Source organism: Streptomyces achromogenes (genome assembly GCF_030816715.1).
In the GTDB taxonomy this organism is placed as follows: Bacteria; Actinomycetota; Actinomycetes; order Streptomycetales; family Streptomycetaceae; genus Streptomyces; species Streptomyces achromogenes_A.
In genome coordinates this window covers 742414-758381 of the sequence record NZ_JAUSYH010000001.1, presented here as the reverse complement: position 1 = coordinate 758381, position 15968 = coordinate 742414, and the positions used below count along the sequence as shown (strand labels likewise).

Here is a 15968-nt window from a genome sequence, read left to right as displayed (position 1 = left end):
GCAGCGGTCCGGGAACGGCGCCCTCGCTCACGATAAGCGGCAGGTGGACCCGCCGCCTCCGGGCGGCTGAGGGGCCGCGCGCAGCCCGCCGTCGGTTCCACGGGGGTGACACCCGATGGGGTGAAAGGGCGTTTAGGCATAACTCGGACGCTTCGCCGACGTTCTATCGGGTGCGGGCGACTGCCCGCGATTCAAGTCTGGAAGGCAGGGACCCATGAAGCGGGTTACCCGAACCGGTGTGATGGCCGTCGCCGTGGTCTCCGGCGCGATGGCCGTGACACTGCCCGCACACGCCGACTCCGCGGCGAACGGCGTCGCGGCCGGCTCGCCGGGGCTGATCTCCGGCAACGGGGTGCAGCTGCCGGTACACCTCCCGGTGAACCTGTGCGGGAACACGGTCGACGTGGTGGGGGTGCTGAACCCCGCCGCGGGCAACACCTGTGCCAACAAGGGCGGAGCCGACGCCTCCGGCGGTCACGGCGGGCGTGGCGGGCAGGGTGCGCACGGCGGGCACGGCGAGCACGGCGATCGTGGCGGGCAGGGCGGGCAGGGCGGGCAGGGCGGGCAGGGCGGGCACGGCGAGCACGGCGATCGTGGCGGTCACGGAGCGCGCGGTGGGCCCGGAGCGTCCGCCGGCGGCGGGGCCGTCGCGCAGGGCGACATGGAGGGTTCGCCGGGCGTCGTCTCCGGCAACGGCCTGCAGTTGCCGGTGCAGCTCCCGGTGAACGTCAGCGGCAACAGCGTCAACGTCGTCGGTATCGGCGACCCGGCGTTCGGCAATCGGTCCGTGAACACCTCCGGCGAGAAGCCCGAGGGACCCGCGCACGAGCCGCCGTCCCGGCACACCCCGCCCTCGCGGCCCCAGGACCCGGGGCCGAAGGCCAGTCCCTCGGCGCCGACCGTCGAGTCCGGGACCAGGGGCCCCGTGGCCCTGTCGTCGCTGGCCCACACGGGTGCCGACGCCACGCTGACCGCGCTGGCGGGCAGTACGGCGATGCTGCTCGGCGGAGCGCTGCTGTACCGCAGGTTCCGCCCGGGCGCGGAGCGCTGAGCGGGGCTTCGGTCCCAGGGAACGCGGGCCCCGGCATGTCAGGGGCCCGCGGCCGTAATTGCGTTGTGCGGGGCGAGCCCGGGGTGTTGGGGTGGGTGCATGGATCACGCCGCGGTACTCGCCCTGTACGACCGGGACATGCGCGAAGGCGCACGTCCCGAGAGCTCCGACGCACGGGTCGAGCGGACCGGGAACGTGGTCCGGCACATCGGCGGGGACGACGGATGGAACGGCGTCGTCTGGTCGGACCTGGACGGTGCCGGCGCCGACGCGGCCATCGCGGAACAGATCGCCTTCTTCACGGGGCTCGGCCGCGGGTTCGAGTGGAAGCTGTACGGGCACGACCGTCCGGCCGATCTCGGGCGGCGGCTCAGGTCGGCCGGCTTCACGCCCGAGCCGCAGGAGACCCTGCTGGTCGGCGAGACGGGCGACCAGCTCGTCGACGCCCGGCCGCCCGAGGGCGTCCGCATCGTGCCGGTCACCGACCGGGCGGGCGTCGAGCTCCTGGTCGAGGCCCACGAGAAGGCCTTCGGCCGGGAGGGCTCCGGGCTGCGGGACCTGCTGCTGGCCCGCCTCGCCACCGACCCGGACACCCTCGTCGCCGTCGTCGCCCTGGCCGGGGAGACGCCGGTGAGCTCGGCGCGGATGGAGCTGATCGAGGGTGCCGCGTTCGCCGGGCTGTGGGGCGGCGGCACGGTCGACGGCTGGCGCGGTCGCGGTGTCTACCGCGCCCTGATCGCCCATCGCGCCCGTATCGCCGCCGACCGCGGATACCGCTACCTCCAGGTCGACGCCTCCGACCAGAGCCGCCCCATTCTCGAACGCCTCGGCTTCACGGCGCTCAGCACGACGACGCCGTACGTGTACGCGCCGTGAGACGGCCGGTCCGGACCGCCCCCTGCGGTCCGGACCGGCCGTCTCTCTCACGGGAGGGGCGGGGCGTCCCTACGGCTTGGGCGTGCTCCTCGCCGCCGTGGCGGTGCACAGCAGCCCCAGGACCAGCGCCAGGGCGCCGATGATGATGTTGTTCACCGCGACACCGGCGTCCGGGCTGTCGCCTACGACCCACGGCGCAATGATCATCCAGATGCCGGCCGCGCACATGGCCCAGCTCAGGCCGTACATACGGGCGGGAGCCGCGGTGAACCCGAGGCCCAGCAGGGCGATCGCGATGCCCACGATCAGGTTGTGGGTCATGAGCGCGGGCTGACTGACGGTGTAGTGGAGGATCCACGGGGACACGGCACAGTACAGACCGAGCAGGAACACCGGTCCGTCCACGAGCGCCACATCACGACCACCGAGCATGCGCGCGTACCGCGCCTGCATCTCGGAAACGTCGGGGTGCGTCGACATGTCACCTCTGGTGGGCGAGACGTTGGCCATGGTTCGTCTCCTTCGACTTTCCGGCCTGACCGCTTCGCTGCGGTGTGCGGTAAGTGCCGCGCATGTTCATTCTGCTCTTATTTGCTCCTTATGTGTAGAGGTCGGAAGGGGCGGAGCGGCGGTCTCGTATCGTCGGTCCATGAGCGAGATCCCGAGCCCGGACGAAGCCGGACTGACGACCGGGGCGCTGGCTCGTCGGCTGGGCGTGGCGCCCACCACCCTGCGCTCCTGGGACCGGCGGTACGGCATCGGACCGGTCGTCCGCGACGACGGGCGGCACCGGCGCTGGCGGCCGGGCGACGTGGCCGTACTGGAGGCGATGTGCCGGCTCACCGCGTCCGGCGTGCCCCCGGCGGACGCGGCCCGGGCGGCGAAGGAGGCGATCCGCCGGGGTCGTGCGGGCGCGGCGCAGCCGGATCCGGCGGGCCCGGACCCGGGCGAGGCCCCGCCGCACACGGACCCGGCGGACTCGGACCGGGCGGACACGGACCCGGCGGAGGCGGATGGGGCAGAGGCGGGACCGGTGGGCGCCGCCGGCCGGGACCGGACGGCGGGCGGGGGCCGGGGGCCGGCGCGTGCGGACGACACCCTCCTCCTCGGCGTGGACGTACGCCACGAGTGCCGGGGGCTGGCCCGCGCCGCCGTACGGCTCGACGCGCCGGGCGTCGCGGACCTCCTGGGCGCGGCCGTCGAACGGCACGGACTGGTCGTCGCCTGGCAGGAGGTGATGGTCCCGACGCTGCACGCCGTGGGACGCAAATGGGTCTCCTCCGGCGACCGCTGCGCCGCGCCGCGCGGGCCGCGGCGCCGCGGGAGGCGGCGGGCCGGCCGGGACCCGTGCTGCTGGCCTGCGTGCCCGGCGAACAGCACAGTCTGCCGCTGGAGGCGCTCGACGCCGCTCTCGGTCAACTGGGGGTGCCCACCCGCATGTTCGGGGCGGCCGTGCCCGCCGAGGCGCTGGACTCGGCTGTCCGGCGGCTGGGTCCGGTCGCCGCCGTCCTGTGGGCCCAGGCACGCTCCACCGCGAGTCTGCCGCTCGCCCGGCACATCGCGCAGACCCGGTGGGGCGTCGCCGGCGCCCGGCGCGCTCCCGTGGTGGTGCTCGGCGGCTCCGGCTGGGCCGGACGCCCGGCGCCGGGCCTGCACCGGCCGGCCGGGCTGGCCGAGGCACTGACGCTGCTGGCCGGGGTGTACGACACCGCCTGAGCGCGACCGTCGCGGCGGCCCCCGGTCAGCGGGCTTCCCTGGCTCGCCGGAAGCGGTCGAGGCCCGCGGAGAGCTCGACGATCGGGTCCGGGTAGTCGAGGGAGGCCCGGTCCGGGCCGGGGAGCTTCCACGGTTCGTGGATCGCGGGGGCGGCCACGCCCCGCAGTTCCGGCAGCCAGCGCCGCACGTACGCGCCGTCGGGGTCGTACCGCTTCGCCTGGGTGACCGGGTTGAGGACCCGGTTGGGGCGCGAGTCGGTGCCGGTGCCCGCCATCCACTGCCAGTTGAGCTGGTTGTCGGCCACGTCGCCGTCGACCAGCAGGTCCAGGAAGTGCCGGGCGCCGATGCGCCAGTCCACGTACAGGGTCTTGGCGAGGAAGCTCGCGGTCAGCAGCCGGCCGCGGTTGTGCATCCAGCCCTCGTGCCGCAGCTGCCGCATCGCCGCGTCGACGATCGGGTAGCCGGTGCCGCCCGCCCGCCACGCCTCGACGTCCTCGCGCGCGGTGTGCTCCGAGCGCCAGCGGTCGTGCTTGGTGCGGTAGTCGGCGTGCGCCGCGCGGGGCCGGGCCGCCAGCACCTGGCGGTGGAAGTCGCGCCAGGCGAGCTGCCGTACGAAGGCCTCGGCGCCCGGGCCGCCCGCCCGGCGCGCACGGTGCACGAGTTCCACCGGGGACAGCGTGCCGAAGTGCAGATGGGGGGAGAGCCGTGAGGTGGCGTCGCCTGCCAGGTCGTCGTGCCGGTCCTCGTAGGCGGCGATGCCGGAGCGCAGCCAGGAGGCGAACTGCCGGCGTCCCCGCGTCTCGCCGCCCTCCGCCAGCGCCGGCGACAGTCCCGACAGGTCCCCTCGGGAGGGAAGCTCCTGCGAGCCGACGCCGTCCGGGACCCGCACCGGGCCGGGCGCGCGCAGCGGGGTCCGCAGCCGCTGCTGGGACCAGTGCCGGAAGTACGGCGTGAACACCGCGAAGTGGTCCGAGGAGGACGGGACCACCGCTCCGGGTCCGACCGCCGTCGTCACCGCGTCGTGCACGTGCAGGCGCATGCCCTGTGCCTCCAGCGCGGCCCGCAGCCGTTCCTCGCGGCGCCGTGCGTGCGCGCTCACGTCGGCGGCCAGATGGACCTCGTCGGCGTCCGCCTCCCCGGCCGCCCTGCACACCTCGTCCACCAGGTCGCCGGAGCGCAGCACGAGCCGGCCGCCCCGCTCCCGCAGCCCGGCGTCGAGGTCGCGCAGGCTGTCCGCGAGGAAGGCCAGCCGGTTCGGCGCCGCGAACCCCGCCGCGTCCACGGCGCGGTCGCGCACGAACAGCGGGACCACCTGCCGTGACCCGTCGAGGGCCGCGCGCAGCGGCGGATGGTCGTGCAGGCGCAGGTCGGCGGTGAACAGGACGACCGAGACGTTCATGATCGGGCTCCGGGACGACGAAGGGCGGACGAGGAACCGGTCCGGGCGGCGGGGCGCGGAGGACGCACCCGTCCAGCGGGGAGTTCGCGGGGGATCGCGGCGGATCGCGCACACAGGGTCAGCGCACGGGCGCGGATCTCGGGGCCCGCGCCTGCGCCTCGGCGGCCTTGGCGATATTGCGGGCCATGCCGCCGAAGACGACCGTGTGGAAGGGCGCCACGCTCCACCAGTAGGCGTGGCCGAGAAGCCCGTGCGGATGGAACAGGGCGCGCTGGCGGAACCGGGTGCGGCCCTCGGGGTCCGTCCGCGCGTACAGCTCCAGCCAGGCCCGGCCCGGGAGCCGCATCTCCGCCCGCAGCCGCAGCAGCCGTCCGGGCTCGATCTCCTCGACCCGCCAGAAGTCCAGCGAGTCGCCCACCCGCAGCCGGGTGGCGTCCCGGCGGCCGCGGCGCAGCCCCACCCCGCCGACCAGCCGGTCGAGCCCGCCGCGGACGGCCCAGGCGAGCGGGAACGAGTACCAGCCGTTCTCGCCGCCGATGCTCTCGATCACCCGCCACAGGACGGCGCGCGGCGCGTCGACGGCGAGTTCCCGGTCGTCGGTGTAGAGGCTGCCGCCGGCCCAGCCGGGGTCGGTGGGCAGCGGATCGCTGGGGGCGCCGGGCACCGACGCGGACGACCAGCGGGTGGCGACCTGCGCGTCGCGGACCTTGCGCAGCGCGAGCCTGACCGCCTCGTCGAAGCCGATTGGATGCCCCGGCGGGTCGGGCACATACCGGGCGATGTCGTGCTCGTGGCAGACCACCTCGTGCCGCAGCGACTCGGTGAGCGGCCGGGCGATCGACGCGGGCACCGGCGTCACCAGGCCGACCCAGTGGCTGGACAGGCCGGGGGTGAGCATCGGGACGGACAGGATGAGGCGGCGCGGCAGCTCGGCGACCGCGGCGTAGCGGAGCATCATCTCGCGGTACGTCAGCACGTCCGGGCCGCCGATGTCGAAGGCCCGGCTGACGTCGTCCGGCATGGCGGCGCTGCCGACGAGCGCGCGCAGCACGTCGCGCACCGCGACGGGCTGGATGCGGGTGTGCACCCAGCTCGGGGTGACCATCACCGGCAGGCGCTCGGTCAGATAGCGCAGCATCTCGAAGGAGGCCGAGCCGGAGCCGATGACGACCGCCGCCCGCAGCACCGTCGTCGGCGTCCCCGAGGCCAGCAGGATGCGGCCCACCTCCGCACGCGAGCGCAGATGCGGCGAGAGCTCCCGCTCGGGCACGCCGGGCGGGGTGAGACCGCCGAGGTAGACGACGCGACGGACGCCGGCGGCCCGGGCCTGTTCACCGAAGATCCGCGCCGCCCGGCGGTCGGTCTCCTCGAAGTCGTCGCCGGTGCCCAGGGCGTGGACCAGGTAATAGGCGACGTCCACGCCCCGCATCGCCGCCGCGACCGACGCGGCGTCCGTGACGTCGCCGCGCACGGTCCGGGTCTCGCCCGCCCACGTGTGGTCGCGCAGCCGGTCGGGGGAGCGGGCCAGACAGCGCACCCGGTGTCCGGCCGCGAGCAGCTCCGGCACCAGCCGCCCGCCGATGTATCCGGTCGCGCCGGTCACCAGGCTCAGCGGTCCCGTGCGGTCGCCCTGTGCGCTCATGAGTCCTCGGTCCTCCGCGTCGACGGTCCCCCGTTGATCGCTTCCACACGGAGTGCCGTCATGGATGCGGGGACGCCGGTTTGTGCGCACGATCGAGTGAGACGGCGGCCGACCGCGGCCGACTACGCTGATCGCGTGGCCACAGCGAACGACCGGGAACGCCCGGCGGCGGCACGGGAGTCCGAGGCGTTCCCGCACCCAGCCGACCTGCACGCCTTCGCCGTCCGGTTGCGGCGGATGAACGGCGGGATCAACCGGCTGGTGCACGGTTTCGCGGGCGAACACGCTCTGCACGCCACCGACGTCCAGGCGCTCGCGGCGATCCTGGACTCCGAGGAGCCGATGACGCCGAAGCGGCTGCGCGAACTCCTGGGGCTGACCTCGGGCGCGGTCACCGCGTGCGTGGACCGGCTCGAGCGGGCCGGACACATGGGTCCGGGAGAGCGCCGACCGCCGGGTGGCCCACCAGTACTACGCCTCCGACGCCAGGTCGGCGGCCCGCACCTGTTTCCGTCCGCCGGCCGAGGCCACCGAGGCCGCCCGGGCCCGCTTCACGGCGGACGAGCTGTCGGTGGCGGTGCGCTTCCTCGCGGCCCTGAACGAGGAGCTCTCCGCAACCGGGCCGCCGCCGCAGGCGCGCTGACCGGGCCGGGCGGGACCGTCCGCGCAGCGACGACGGCTCGCCGCTGCGGGGAGAAGGCTAGGGAGTGTCCTGGGGCTCCTTCGGGCCGGACGCCGCCCGGGCGAGTGCGGTGAGGTCGGGGAGCAGTGCCGCCAGTTCCTTCAGCAGGGTGCCCATGGCCACCACGTCGGGCATCGGGTAGACGAAGCACACCCCGTCTTTGTACAGCGAGACCGCCGGTGCGGCGAACCTCATCAGACGCTCGGGCAGATCGGATGAGTAGAACCGCTCGACCGTCCCCGCCTGGTCCTCGCCCATCGGCAGGTACGGAAGGCCCTCGCAGCGCAGGTTGAGTTCCGCCGCGCTCCAGTCGCGCTCCAGCCGGAGGAAGAGCCCGTCGAGGGGCAGGTCGAAGGACACGACGAGCCAGTGCCGCACGTCCCTGCGCCCGACCGGCTCCCAGAGTCTGGTGACGCCGACTCGGAGATCGCCGAGCGGGCCGGTCACGCCGGTGCCGTGGTGGGTGCGCAGCAACCAGGGGAAGTGACCCGCGTAGCCGGTCCGGGGCGGCCCTTGCCCGTCGCTCGAGAGACGGCTCCAGCCGGGGCGTTGAGCGAGGACGCGCATAGCCCGGTCCGCCCTGTTCGCCCGGCGGGCGGTACGGGCGGCGAGTGTTCCGCCCACGACGAACGGGGCGAGGAGGATGACCGAGAACATGATCCAGGGGAGCACCTCGTGCGACGTCCTTTCGCTCCGGCCGGGGAAGTGCGCGGGTTTCTCGCATCCTCACCCGGGCGACCCTGCCGGCGCATCGGTGGAACTACGTAGACGACTGCGCGGACGCCCGTCCGCCCGCACCGCATCCGCAACGCCCGGCCGCGACGGAAGTACGGGTGCCGTCCACCATCACCCGCGAGAACTGACTCGATGATTGACGTTGTGCGTCATCGAGACATCTGTGGCCGCCTCTGACGCGGTCCCCGGAATCCGGAGAGCGATGCCCGCCACGTCCCGACGCGCCCGATGGCTCGTCCCCCCTGCTGCTCGTCCGTCATCCTGCTCATCCTCACGCTGCTGCTGCGCTCGCTGCTGCTGCCCGCGCTGCTCGTGGCCACCGTCGCGCTCGACTTCGCGGCCACGCCGGGCGTCTCGGCCCTGGTGTTCCGGCACCTCCTCGGCTTCGGCGGAACCGACCCCTCCGTACCGCTGTACGGCTTCGTGTTCCTGGTGGCGCCCTGCGTCGACTACGACATCTTCCTCATGTCCCGGGTCCGCGAGGAGTCGCTGCGGCACGGCGTGCGCGAGGGCGTGCTGCGCGGGCTCGTCACCACCGGCGGGGTGATCACATCGGCGGGGGTGGTGCTCGCCGCGACCTTCGCCGCGCTCGGGGTCGTCCCGCTGGCCTTCCTGGTCCAGATCGCCTTCATCGTGGCCTTAGGCGTCCTCCTCGACACCCTCGTGGTCAGGTCGCTGCTGGTCCCCGCGCTCGTCCGGGACATCGGGGCACGGGCCTGGTGGCCGAGCAGGCTGAGCCGCCCCCGGAAGCCCGTCGAGGAAGATCGTCTCGCGCGCGTGTGGACATGCCCGCCCGGATCGCGGGAAGCCGATCCGTGCACGAGTCGTCGGTGTCGGCGGTGTCCGTTTCGCTGTGGAGGTGTCTGCCGCTATGCGCGCGAAGGTGTTGGAGAGGTTCCCCGCGGGAGCACCGCGCGGATCGTGGCCCGCGGAGGAGTACGCGGCCCGCCGACGGGCCGAGGGCGAGCCCGCGACCGTGGTCATGGATCTGAAGTCGGACGCGTTCCTCGTCGTCGTCCCGGGGTCGGACGAGGACTGACCGGGCGGGCGAAGCGGCGGACCGCGCCCTTCGCGAAGGAGCCCTCCGGCCGTCGGGGCGGCGACCGGGAACGGGCCCTCAGGCCGTCAGCGTCAGCCCGTAAGGTCGCCGGCCCGCCGGCCCGCCAGCCCGTCAGGCCGCCAGCCCGTCAGGGCGTCAGGGCGGCCAGCTGGGCCCGGCGCGACTCCCGGGTCTGGGCCTGGACCATGAGGAAGAGGGCCTCGCGTGCCAGGCGTTGGGCGCGGTTCGTCAGCAGCATGGAGCGGCCGCCGCCCGCGACGACGGACGCCGTGGTCGCCGTCTGCAGCACTGCGAAGGCCTGCGTCCGCAGGGCCAGACGTTCCCCGAGGCACTCGTCGGGCGCCGCGCCGTCGGCGAGAGCGTAGGCCTGACGTCGGGTCTCGTCGAGGCGGCTGCGCAGCGGGGCCGCCGTCTCCTCGTCCAACAACGCCAGGGCCGCCTCCGTGAGGCCGAAGACCGCGGGATTGGCGTTGACCGTCTTGTGGCGGTCGGTCGCCGCCCAGCGTTCGTGCGGGGTGCGCAGCGCGACCGCCTCCGCCGGGAACCACAGACCGTCCAGCTCCAGGGAGACCGTGCGGGCGGCCGTCAGGGCGGCCAGCCGCAGCGGGTCCGAGGCCCGCAGGCCCGGCTGTTCGCGCGCCTCGGTGAACGCGAACAGGGCCTCGCCCGCCTCCGTCACCCCGGCCAGCAGCATGACGTCGTTCAGGCCCCAGCCCGTGTACCAGGGCACCGTGCCGTCGAAGCGCCAGCCGCCCCGTTCCCGGGTGGCCCGCACCGGTGTGCGCGGATAGGCCCGCAGCTGGGCGTACGCCACCCCGGCCAGCAGCTCGCCGGTGGCCAGCAGGGGCAGCAGACGCTCTCGCTCCGGACTGTCGCTCCCGGCCAGCGTCAGCACCGGCGTGTGGTGCTGGGCCTGCACGAACCAGGTCGAGCAGCAGGCCCCGGCCAGGATCTCCGTCGTCTCCCGCACCACCGACGCCGGCGCCGCGGCGCCGCCGTGCTCCTCCGGCGCGTTCAGGCCGAGCAGGCCCGAGCGGCCGATCTCCGTGAGATGGCTCCTCGGCACTTCACCCTGGTCGACCTGCTCGGCGTGCGGGGCCAGCAGGTCGTCGGCGAGGCGGCGGGCGCGGGCGACGAGCGGGTGCGGTGCGGTCATGGGCGAGATTCTTTCCCGGATCGCGGCGCGGGTGTCGATCCGGGGAAGGGTCGTTCGTGTAGGAGGTGAGACAACGGCACGACGCCAAGGAGGACGTCATGAAGCACTACCTGCTCAGCGTGGTCCAGCCGGCCGGCGGTGAGCCGCCCGCGGCCGACGAGCTGGCCGAGATCATGAGCCGCGTGCAGGCCTACAACGACGAGCTGCGCGCCGCCGGGGCCTGGGTCTTCGCGGGCGGTCTGCACGGTCCGGAGACGGCCACCGTGCTGCGGCCCGAGAACGGCGAGGTGCTCATCACGGACGGGCCGTACGCCGAGGGCAAGGAGTACCTCGGCGGCCTCTGCCTGATCACCGCCGCCGACCTGGACGAGGCCCTGGAGTGGGGGCGCAAGGCCGCGCTCGCCACCACGCTGCCGATCGAGGTCCGCCCGTTCGTGGACAGTCACTGATCGATGGCGGACACCCCGGGTGCCCCGGACACCTCAGACACCCCGGACGGCCCAGGCATCCCGGACGTCCCAGGTGTCACAGAGGTCCCGGACGTCGAAGCCGTCTTCCGCGCGCAGTACGGCCGGGCCGTCGCCGTCCTCGTCCGCTTCCTGGGCGACATCGAACTCGCCGAGGAAGCGGTACAGGACGCCTTCGCCACGGCCGTGCGCCGCTGGCCGGAGAGCGGCGTGCCGCCAGCCCCGGCGGGCTGGATCATCACCACCGCCCGCAACCGGGCCGTCGACCGGCTGCGCCGGGAGTCCACCCGGGACGCCCGCCAGGCCGAGGCCGCCCTGCTGCACACCGCCGACCCGCCCGTGGAGGAGGGCCCCGTGCGCGACGACCGGCTCCGGCTGATCTTCACCTGCTGCCATCCCGCGCTGGCCCCACAGGCACAGGTCGCCCTGACCCTGCGGCTCCTCGGCGGGCTCACCACCGCCCAGATCGCCCGTGCCTTCCTCGTCCCCGAACCGACCATGGCCCAGAGGCTCGTCCGCGCCAAGGCCAAGATCCGGGACGCGCGCATCCCGTACCGCGTACCGCGCGACGCGGATCTGCCCGACCGGCTGAGAGGCGTCCTCGCCGTCGTCTACCTGGTCTTCAACCAGGGATACGAGGGCGAGGCGGGCCTGTGCGCGGAGGCGGTGCGGTTCGGCAGGATCCTCGTGGAGCTGATGCCGGACGAGCCGGAGGCCGTCGGCCTGCTGGCGCTGATGCTGCTGGTCGAGTCCCGCCGGGACGCACGTGTGGACGCCGACGGCACGCTGGTGCCGGTGCCCGAGCAGAACCGCGACCGGTGGGACCGGGCACTGATCGCCGAGGGCCAGGCGCTGGTCCGCCGCTGCCTGCGCCGCGACCGGCCAGGGCCGTACCAGATCCAGGCCGCCGTCCAGGCGGTCCACAGCGACGCGCCGGCCGCCGCCGCCACCGACTGGGGGCAGATCCTGCGCCTGTACGACCAGCTGACGGCCCTCGCCCCGAGCCCGGTCGTGGCTCTGAACCGGGCGGTCGCCGTGGCCGAGACCCAGGGCCCGCGTCCGGCGCTCGACCTCGTGGACGCGCTGGACCTCCACGGCTACCGCGTCTGGCACGCCGTCCGCGCCGACCTCCTGCGCCGGCTGGACCGCACGGCCGAGGCCGAGCAGGCCTACCGGGGCGCCCTCGCGCTCAGCGAGAGCCCGGCGGAGCGCGCCTTCCTCGAGCGGCGGCTGCGTGAGCTCGCCCGCTGAGGCGGCGCGGCAGGTCGACCCGGCAGCCCGGTTCGGCAGAGGCCGACGGGTGGCGCGGCAGGGCCCGCGCGGGACGGACCGGCGGGGAGGATCGGCAGGGGCGCCGCGTCGGGCAGGTCGGCGGGGCGGGTCGGCCGCGGCGCCGGTGGGGCGGGTCGGCACGGCGGGGTGGATCGGCTCGCGGTGGACAGGGCGGGCGGAGTCGGCGGGGCGGGCGGGGCCGGCAGAATCGGCAGGGCGGGTCGAGGGGGGTGGGTCGGCGAGACCGGGGGCGGGTCGAGGGGGTGGGTCGGCGAGGCCGGGGGCGGGTCGATCCGGGGCCCGCCGGGAACGCCGTGCGCGAGGTCGTCGTCCGCGGGAATGTATTTTGGTTCCGGAATGGTTGGCATATACATCGAGCTGACCGCTCGTCCGACGACCCAGGGCCGCAGGGCCCGCGCACCCCAGTGAGGCACGATGACCACCGCCGCCACTCCCGAGCAGCCCGCCGACGTCGTGGCCCGGCTGCGCGCCGCCTTCCGCACCGGCCGCACCAAGCCCGTCGCGTGGCGCACGGACCAGTTGCGCCGCCTGCGCCGGCTGCTCACGGACCAGGGAGCGGAGCTGGCCGCAGCCCTCCACGCAGACCTGGGCAAGAGCTCCACCGAGGCCTACCGCACCGAGATCGACTTCACGGTCCGGGAGATCGACCACACGCTCGAGCACCTCGACGGGTGGCTGCGTCCCGAGCCGGCCCCGGTCCCCGCCCATCTGGGCGCCGACGCGCGCGCCTGGACGCAGTACGACCCGCTCGGCGTCGTCCTCGTCATCGCCCCCTGGAACTACCCCGCCCAGCTTCTGCTCGCCCCGCTGGTCGGCGCCCTCGCCGCCGGCAACGCGGTGGTCGTCAAGCCCAGCGAGCTCGCCCCCGCCACTTCCGCAGCCCTCGCCCGCCTGCTGCCGGCGCACCTCGACACCGAGGCGGTCGCCGTCGTCGAGGGCGGCGTCCCGGAGACCACCGCCCTGCTGGCCGAGCGGTTCGACCACATCTTCTACACCGGCAACGGCGTAGTCGGCCGCGTCGTGCTGCGCGCGGCCGCCGAGCACCTCACCCCGGTCACCCTCGAACTCGGCGGCAAGTCACCGGCGTTCGTCGACCACGACGCCGATCTCGCCGTCGTCGCCGATCGCCTGGCCCGCGGCAAGTTCCTCAACGCCGGCCAGACCTGCGTCGCCCCCGACTACGTCCTCACCGACCCGGCGACGGCCGCCGCCCTCGAGCCCCTGCTGGCGCGGGCGGTGGAGACCGTCTACGGCGCCGACCCGCAGACCTCCGCCGAGTACGGCCGCATCGTCAACGAACGTCACTTCGACCGGCTCGCCGGCCTGCTGGACTCCGGCCGCGTCGTGGTCGGCGGCGGCATGGACCGTGCGGACAAGTACCTCGCGCCGACCGTGCTCGCCGACGTCGACCCGACGTCGCCCGTCATGCAGGAGGAGATCTTCGGCCCGATCCTGCCGATCGTCACCGTCGACGGCCTGGACGAGGCGATCGGCTTCATCAACGACCGCGACAAGCCTCTCGCCCTGTACGTCTTCACCGACTCCGACGACACCCGCGGGCGGATCGCCGCCGAGACCTCCTCCGGCGGCCTCGGACACGGTCTGCCGCTGGCCCATCTCACCGTCTCCGACCTGCCGTTCGGCGGGGTGGGCGCGAGCGGCATGGGCAACTACCACGGGCGCTACTCCATCGAGACGTTCAGCCACCGCAAGGCCGTGCTGGAGAAGCCCCTCCACTGAGCGGCCGCCCCCGAACCGGCAGGCCCCACGCCGGCCGCCGACCGGCCCCGCACCAGCCGGCCCCCGCACCGGCCGGAAGCGGAGCCGAACAGGCCTGGACGCACCGCCACATGGCGGCGCCGGGTGCCGCGCCCCGTCGTGCGGACGGCGTCCAGGCCGGCCCCGCTCCGGTGTCCGCCGGGCGTGCGAGACTGCACGGATGACCATGGGAGCGATCACCGCGGAAGCCGCGGGCAGTGGGAAGATCGGCGGCCTCGCGGTCCGTCGCGTCGGATTCGGTGCGATGCGGCTGACCGGCAGTGCCGCCTTCCACCTCGGCACGCCGAGCGACCGCGGACGCTCTATCGCCGTGCTGCGCAGGGCGATGGACCTCGGTGTCGACCACATCGACACCGCGGCCTTCTACTTCTCCGCACTGCGCTCCGCCAACGAGCTGATCAACAGCGCCCTCTCCCCCTACCCGGAGGGTCTGCTCATCGCCACCAAGGTCGGCCCCTTCCGCGACTACCGGGGCGAGTGGGGCACGTCGGCCCGCCCCGAGGACCTGCGCGCCCACGTCGAGGAGAACCTGCGCCAGCTCGGCCGCGACCACCTCGACCTCGTCTACCTGCGCCGGATGGGGCAGGAGTCGATCGCCGATCACTTCGGCGCCCTGGCCGAGTTGCGCGAGGCCGGCCTGATCCGTCACCTCGGCCTGTCCGCCGTCCTGCCCCGGCACCTTGCCGAGGCGCAGGCCGTCGCCCCGGTGGTGAGTGTGCAGAACCGGTTCGGACTGGGTGACCACGATCCCCGGAACGAGGAGGTCATGCGGCTCTGCGGCGAACAGGGCATCGCCTTCGTCCCGTTCTTCGCCATCGCCGGGGACGCGGGCCCCGGTGGCGGGACCGCCGCCCCCGACGACGAGGTGCTCGCCGTCGCCCGGGCGCACGGCGCTACGCCCGCCCAGGTCCGGCTCGCCTGGACGCTCAGCCGCGGCCCGCACGTCCTCGCCATCCCGGGCACCGGGAACCCCGACCACCTCGCCGAGAACGTGGCCGCAGGGGCGCTGCGCCTCACCCCCGAGGAACTCGACCGCCTGAACACGGCCCACCACAGGCCAGGCCCCACGCCCACCGGCTGACTCCCGGCCGGCCCCGTCCCGGCCTCACCCCCTCGCCGCCCCCACCTCCCCGGACGGCTCCCCGCACGCCGGGGGATCACCCGCGCGCCGGCGGGCCCCCGGCTCCGGTGCGTCACGGCTCCGGCGAGTCCGCCGCGGGCGCCCCGCACCCGGTCCGCGGCTCCGCTGAACGAGCACACCCCGTCGGGCGTCAGGTGCCGCCGGGGCAACTCGTGCACCTCGCACCACGCCCCCACGGCCGTCGGCCGCACCCGTGATGTTCATGGCGGCGACGTTACCGACGCCCGTTCGGCCGGCATCGGCCCCTGGCCGCCCCCGCCCCCGCCCCCGCCCCCGCCCCCGCCCCCGCCCCAGCCCCCGCCTCCACCCCCGCCCTCGGACGTACGACCTACGTCCGCCGGTCCGCCGCCTCCGGCCACCTGCCGCGCGCCGCCGCCCCGGCCGCGGGAGGCGCGAGGAGGCAGGCGGCGGCGCGCAGGACGCCGTCCTCGCAGGAAGCGCCCCGGGGCGCACGGCGGTGACTGGCGTGACGGGAGTTTTACGTATAACCTCACCCGTCGATCGCACCTCCAGAAAGCCTCCCTCCGGCGTTGGCCGTCCGTGCCCCGCCGCTCCCCGAAAGGCCCCGATGAGCCGTATCGCCCTGGTCACCCTCGTCGTCGACGACTACGACGAGGCGATCCGCTTCTACACCGAGGCGCTCGGATTCCGGCTCGTCGAGGACGAGCCGCGGCCGGACGGCGCGCGCTGGGTCGTCGTCCGGCCCGGGGCGGGTCAGGACGGTACGGGGTTGCTGCTCGCCCGGGCCAAGGGCGAGGAGCAGCGCGCCCGGGTCGGGGACCAGACCGGCGGCCGGGTCGGGTTCTTCCTGCACACCGGCGACTTCGCCGGGGACCACGCCCGGATGGCCGCCGCGGGGGTGACCTTCCTGGAGGAGCCCCGTCACGAACCCTACGGATCCGTCGCCGTATTCCAGGACCTGTACGGAAACCGCTGGGACCTGCTCCAGCCCGCCGCCACTGACTGACCCG

The 15968-nt window shown here is 74.6% G+C and carries 13 protein-coding genes and 3 pseudogenes; 11 read left to right on the top strand and 5 right to left on the bottom strand.

The genetic code is table 11. The features are described from left to right. Nucleotides 1-214: 214 nt before the first annotated feature. Nucleotides 215-1051 carry a chaplin gene (locus QF032_RS03420; RefSeq protein WP_307054833.1) on the top strand — a complete coding sequence of 279 codons (837 nt, stop codon included), beginning with the start codon at nucleotides 215-217 and terminating at the stop codon, nucleotides 1049-1051. A gap of 99 nt (nucleotides 1052-1150) precedes the next feature. Continuing rightward, complete coding sequence (locus QF032_RS03415; protein WP_307054831.1) at nucleotides 1151-1927, top strand: GNAT family N-acetyltransferase; 777 nt, start codon at nucleotides 1151-1153, stop codon at nucleotides 1925-1927. Between the two features lie 69 nt (nucleotides 1928-1996). Here the strand turns inward: QF032_RS03415 and QF032_RS03410 are convergent, their stop codons facing one another. Beyond that, entirely contained in the window at nucleotides 1997-2437 is a 441-nt protein-coding gene (locus tag QF032_RS03410; protein ID WP_306955009.1) for an SPW repeat protein, read from the bottom strand. Nucleotides 2438-2576: 139 nt separating this feature from the next. On the opposite strand from QF032_RS03410, the pseudogene QF032_RS03405 reads away from it, so the two are divergent. Next, nucleotides 2577-3643, top strand: a pseudogene (locus tag QF032_RS03405) (MerR family transcriptional regulator). A gap of 25 nt (nucleotides 3644-3668) precedes the next feature. On the opposite strand, the gene QF032_RS03400 reads toward QF032_RS03405, so the two are convergent. Together QF032_RS03400 and QF032_RS03395 are read right to left on the bottom strand one after the other, a co-directional pair. After that, nucleotides 3669-5042 carry a cryptochrome/photolyase family protein gene (locus tag QF032_RS03400; protein WP_307054829.1) on the bottom strand — a complete coding sequence of 458 codons (1374 nt, stop codon included), beginning with the start codon at nucleotides 5040-5042 and terminating at the stop codon, nucleotides 3669-3671. Between the two features lie 118 nt (nucleotides 5043-5160). Beyond that, nucleotides 5161-6684 carry an SDR family oxidoreductase gene (locus tag QF032_RS03395; RefSeq protein ID WP_307054826.1) on the bottom strand — a complete coding sequence of 508 codons (1524 nt, stop codon included), beginning with the start codon at nucleotides 6682-6684 and terminating at the stop codon, nucleotides 5161-5163. Between the two features lie 135 nt (nucleotides 6685-6819). Between QF032_RS03395 and QF032_RS03390 the strand changes: the two are divergent. After that, nucleotides 6820-7327, top strand: a pseudogene (locus QF032_RS03390) (MarR family winged helix-turn-helix transcriptional regulator). Between the two features lie 57 nt (nucleotides 7328-7384). Here the strand turns inward: QF032_RS03390 and QF032_RS03385 are convergent. Beyond that, on the bottom strand, nucleotides 7385-8023 hold the full coding sequence (locus QF032_RS03385; protein ID WP_307054824.1) for a hypothetical protein: 639 nt from the start codon (nucleotides 8021-8023) through the stop codon (nucleotides 7385-7387). A gap of 336 nt (nucleotides 8024-8359) precedes the next feature. On the opposite strand from QF032_RS03385, the pseudogene QF032_RS03380 reads away from it, so the two are divergent. Together QF032_RS03380 and QF032_RS03375 are read left to right on the top strand one after the other, a co-directional pair. Then, nucleotides 8360-8842 (top strand): annotated as a pseudogene (locus QF032_RS03380) (MMPL family transporter); the annotation flags it as partial. Nucleotides 8843-8972: 130 nt separating this feature from the next. Beyond that, nucleotides 8973-9140: a hypothetical protein gene (locus tag QF032_RS03375; RefSeq protein WP_199863893.1), complete on the top strand. Its 168-nt coding sequence runs from the start codon at nucleotides 8973-8975 to the stop codon at nucleotides 9138-9140. Between the two features lie 148 nt (nucleotides 9141-9288). Here QF032_RS03375 and QF032_RS03370 read toward each other — a convergent pair whose 3' ends face one another. Further along, nucleotides 9289-10317 carry an acyl-CoA dehydrogenase family protein gene (locus QF032_RS03370; protein ID WP_307054821.1) on the bottom strand — a complete coding sequence of 343 codons (1029 nt, stop codon included), beginning with the start codon at nucleotides 10315-10317 and terminating at the stop codon, nucleotides 9289-9291. Nucleotides 10318-10415: 98 nt separating this feature from the next. On the opposite strand from QF032_RS03370, the gene QF032_RS03365 reads away from it, so the two are divergent. The 5 genes from QF032_RS03365 to QF032_RS03345 all read left to right on the top strand — a co-directional run bounded on the left by QF032_RS03365 (nucleotide 10416) and on the right by QF032_RS03345 (nucleotide 15964). Beyond that, nucleotides 10416-10766: a YciI family protein gene (locus tag QF032_RS03365; RefSeq protein ID WP_306955020.1), complete on the top strand. Its 351-nt coding sequence runs from the start codon at nucleotides 10416-10418 to the stop codon at nucleotides 10764-10766. A gap of 3 nt (nucleotides 10767-10769) precedes the next feature. After that, nucleotides 10770-12035, top strand: coding sequence for an RNA polymerase sigma factor (locus tag QF032_RS03360; RefSeq protein ID WP_307054819.1), 1266 nt, complete (start codon nucleotides 10770-10772; stop codon nucleotides 12033-12035). A gap of 456 nt (nucleotides 12036-12491) precedes the next feature. Continuing rightward, nucleotides 12492-13817 (top strand): aldehyde dehydrogenase family protein, encoded by a 1326-nt coding sequence (locus tag QF032_RS03355; protein ID WP_307039829.1) that lies wholly within the window; start codon nucleotides 12492-12494, stop codon nucleotides 13815-13817. A 199-nt stretch (nucleotides 13818-14016) separates the two neighbouring features. After that, on the top strand, nucleotides 14017-14937 hold the full coding sequence (locus QF032_RS03350) for an aldo/keto reductase (RefSeq protein WP_307054816.1): 921 nt from the start codon (nucleotides 14017-14019) through the stop codon (nucleotides 14935-14937). Nucleotides 14938-15565: 628 nt separating this feature from the next. Next, nucleotides 15566-15964, top strand: coding sequence for a VOC family protein (locus QF032_RS03345; RefSeq protein WP_307054814.1), 399 nt, complete (start codon nucleotides 15566-15568; stop codon nucleotides 15962-15964). Nucleotides 15965-15968: the final 4 nt, after the last annotated feature.

Coding starts and splice junctions, on each gene's coding strand:
- QF032_RS03420 (WP_307054833.1), top strand. CDS start 215: ATGAAGCGGGTTACCCGAACCGGTGTGATGGCCGTCGCCGTGGTCTCC.
- QF032_RS03415 (WP_307054831.1), top strand. CDS start 1,151: ATGGATCACGCCGCGGTACTCGCCCTGTACGACCGGGACATGCGCGAA.
- QF032_RS03410 (WP_306955009.1), bottom strand. CDS start 2,437: ATGGCCAACGTCTCGCCCACCAGAGGTGACATGTCGACGCACCCCGAC.
- QF032_RS03400 (WP_307054829.1), bottom strand. CDS start 5,042: ATGAACGTCTCGGTCGTCCTGTTCACCGCCGACCTGCGCCTGCACGAC.
- QF032_RS03395 (WP_307054826.1), bottom strand. CDS start 6,684: ATGAGCGCACAGGGCGACCGCACGGGACCGCTGAGCCTGGTGACCGGC.
- QF032_RS03385 (WP_307054824.1), bottom strand. CDS start 8,023: ATGTTCTCGGTCATCCTCCTCGCCCCGTTCGTCGTGGGCGGAACACTC.
- QF032_RS03375 (WP_199863893.1), top strand. CDS start 8,973: ATGCGCGCGAAGGTGTTGGAGAGGTTCCCCGCGGGAGCACCGCGCGGA.
- QF032_RS03370 (WP_307054821.1), bottom strand. CDS start 10,317: ATGACCGCACCGCACCCGCTCGTCGCCCGCGCCCGCCGCCTCGCCGAC.
- QF032_RS03365 (WP_306955020.1), top strand. CDS start 10,416: ATGAAGCACTACCTGCTCAGCGTGGTCCAGCCGGCCGGCGGTGAGCCG.
- QF032_RS03360 (WP_307054819.1), top strand. CDS start 10,770: ATGGCGGACACCCCGGGTGCCCCGGACACCTCAGACACCCCGGACGGC.
- QF032_RS03355 (WP_307039829.1), top strand. CDS start 12,492: ATGACCACCGCCGCCACTCCCGAGCAGCCCGCCGACGTCGTGGCCCGG.
- QF032_RS03350 (WP_307054816.1), top strand. CDS start 14,017: ATGACCATGGGAGCGATCACCGCGGAAGCCGCGGGCAGTGGGAAGATC.
- QF032_RS03345 (WP_307054814.1), top strand. CDS start 15,566: ATGAGCCGTATCGCCCTGGTCACCCTCGTCGTCGACGACTACGACGAG.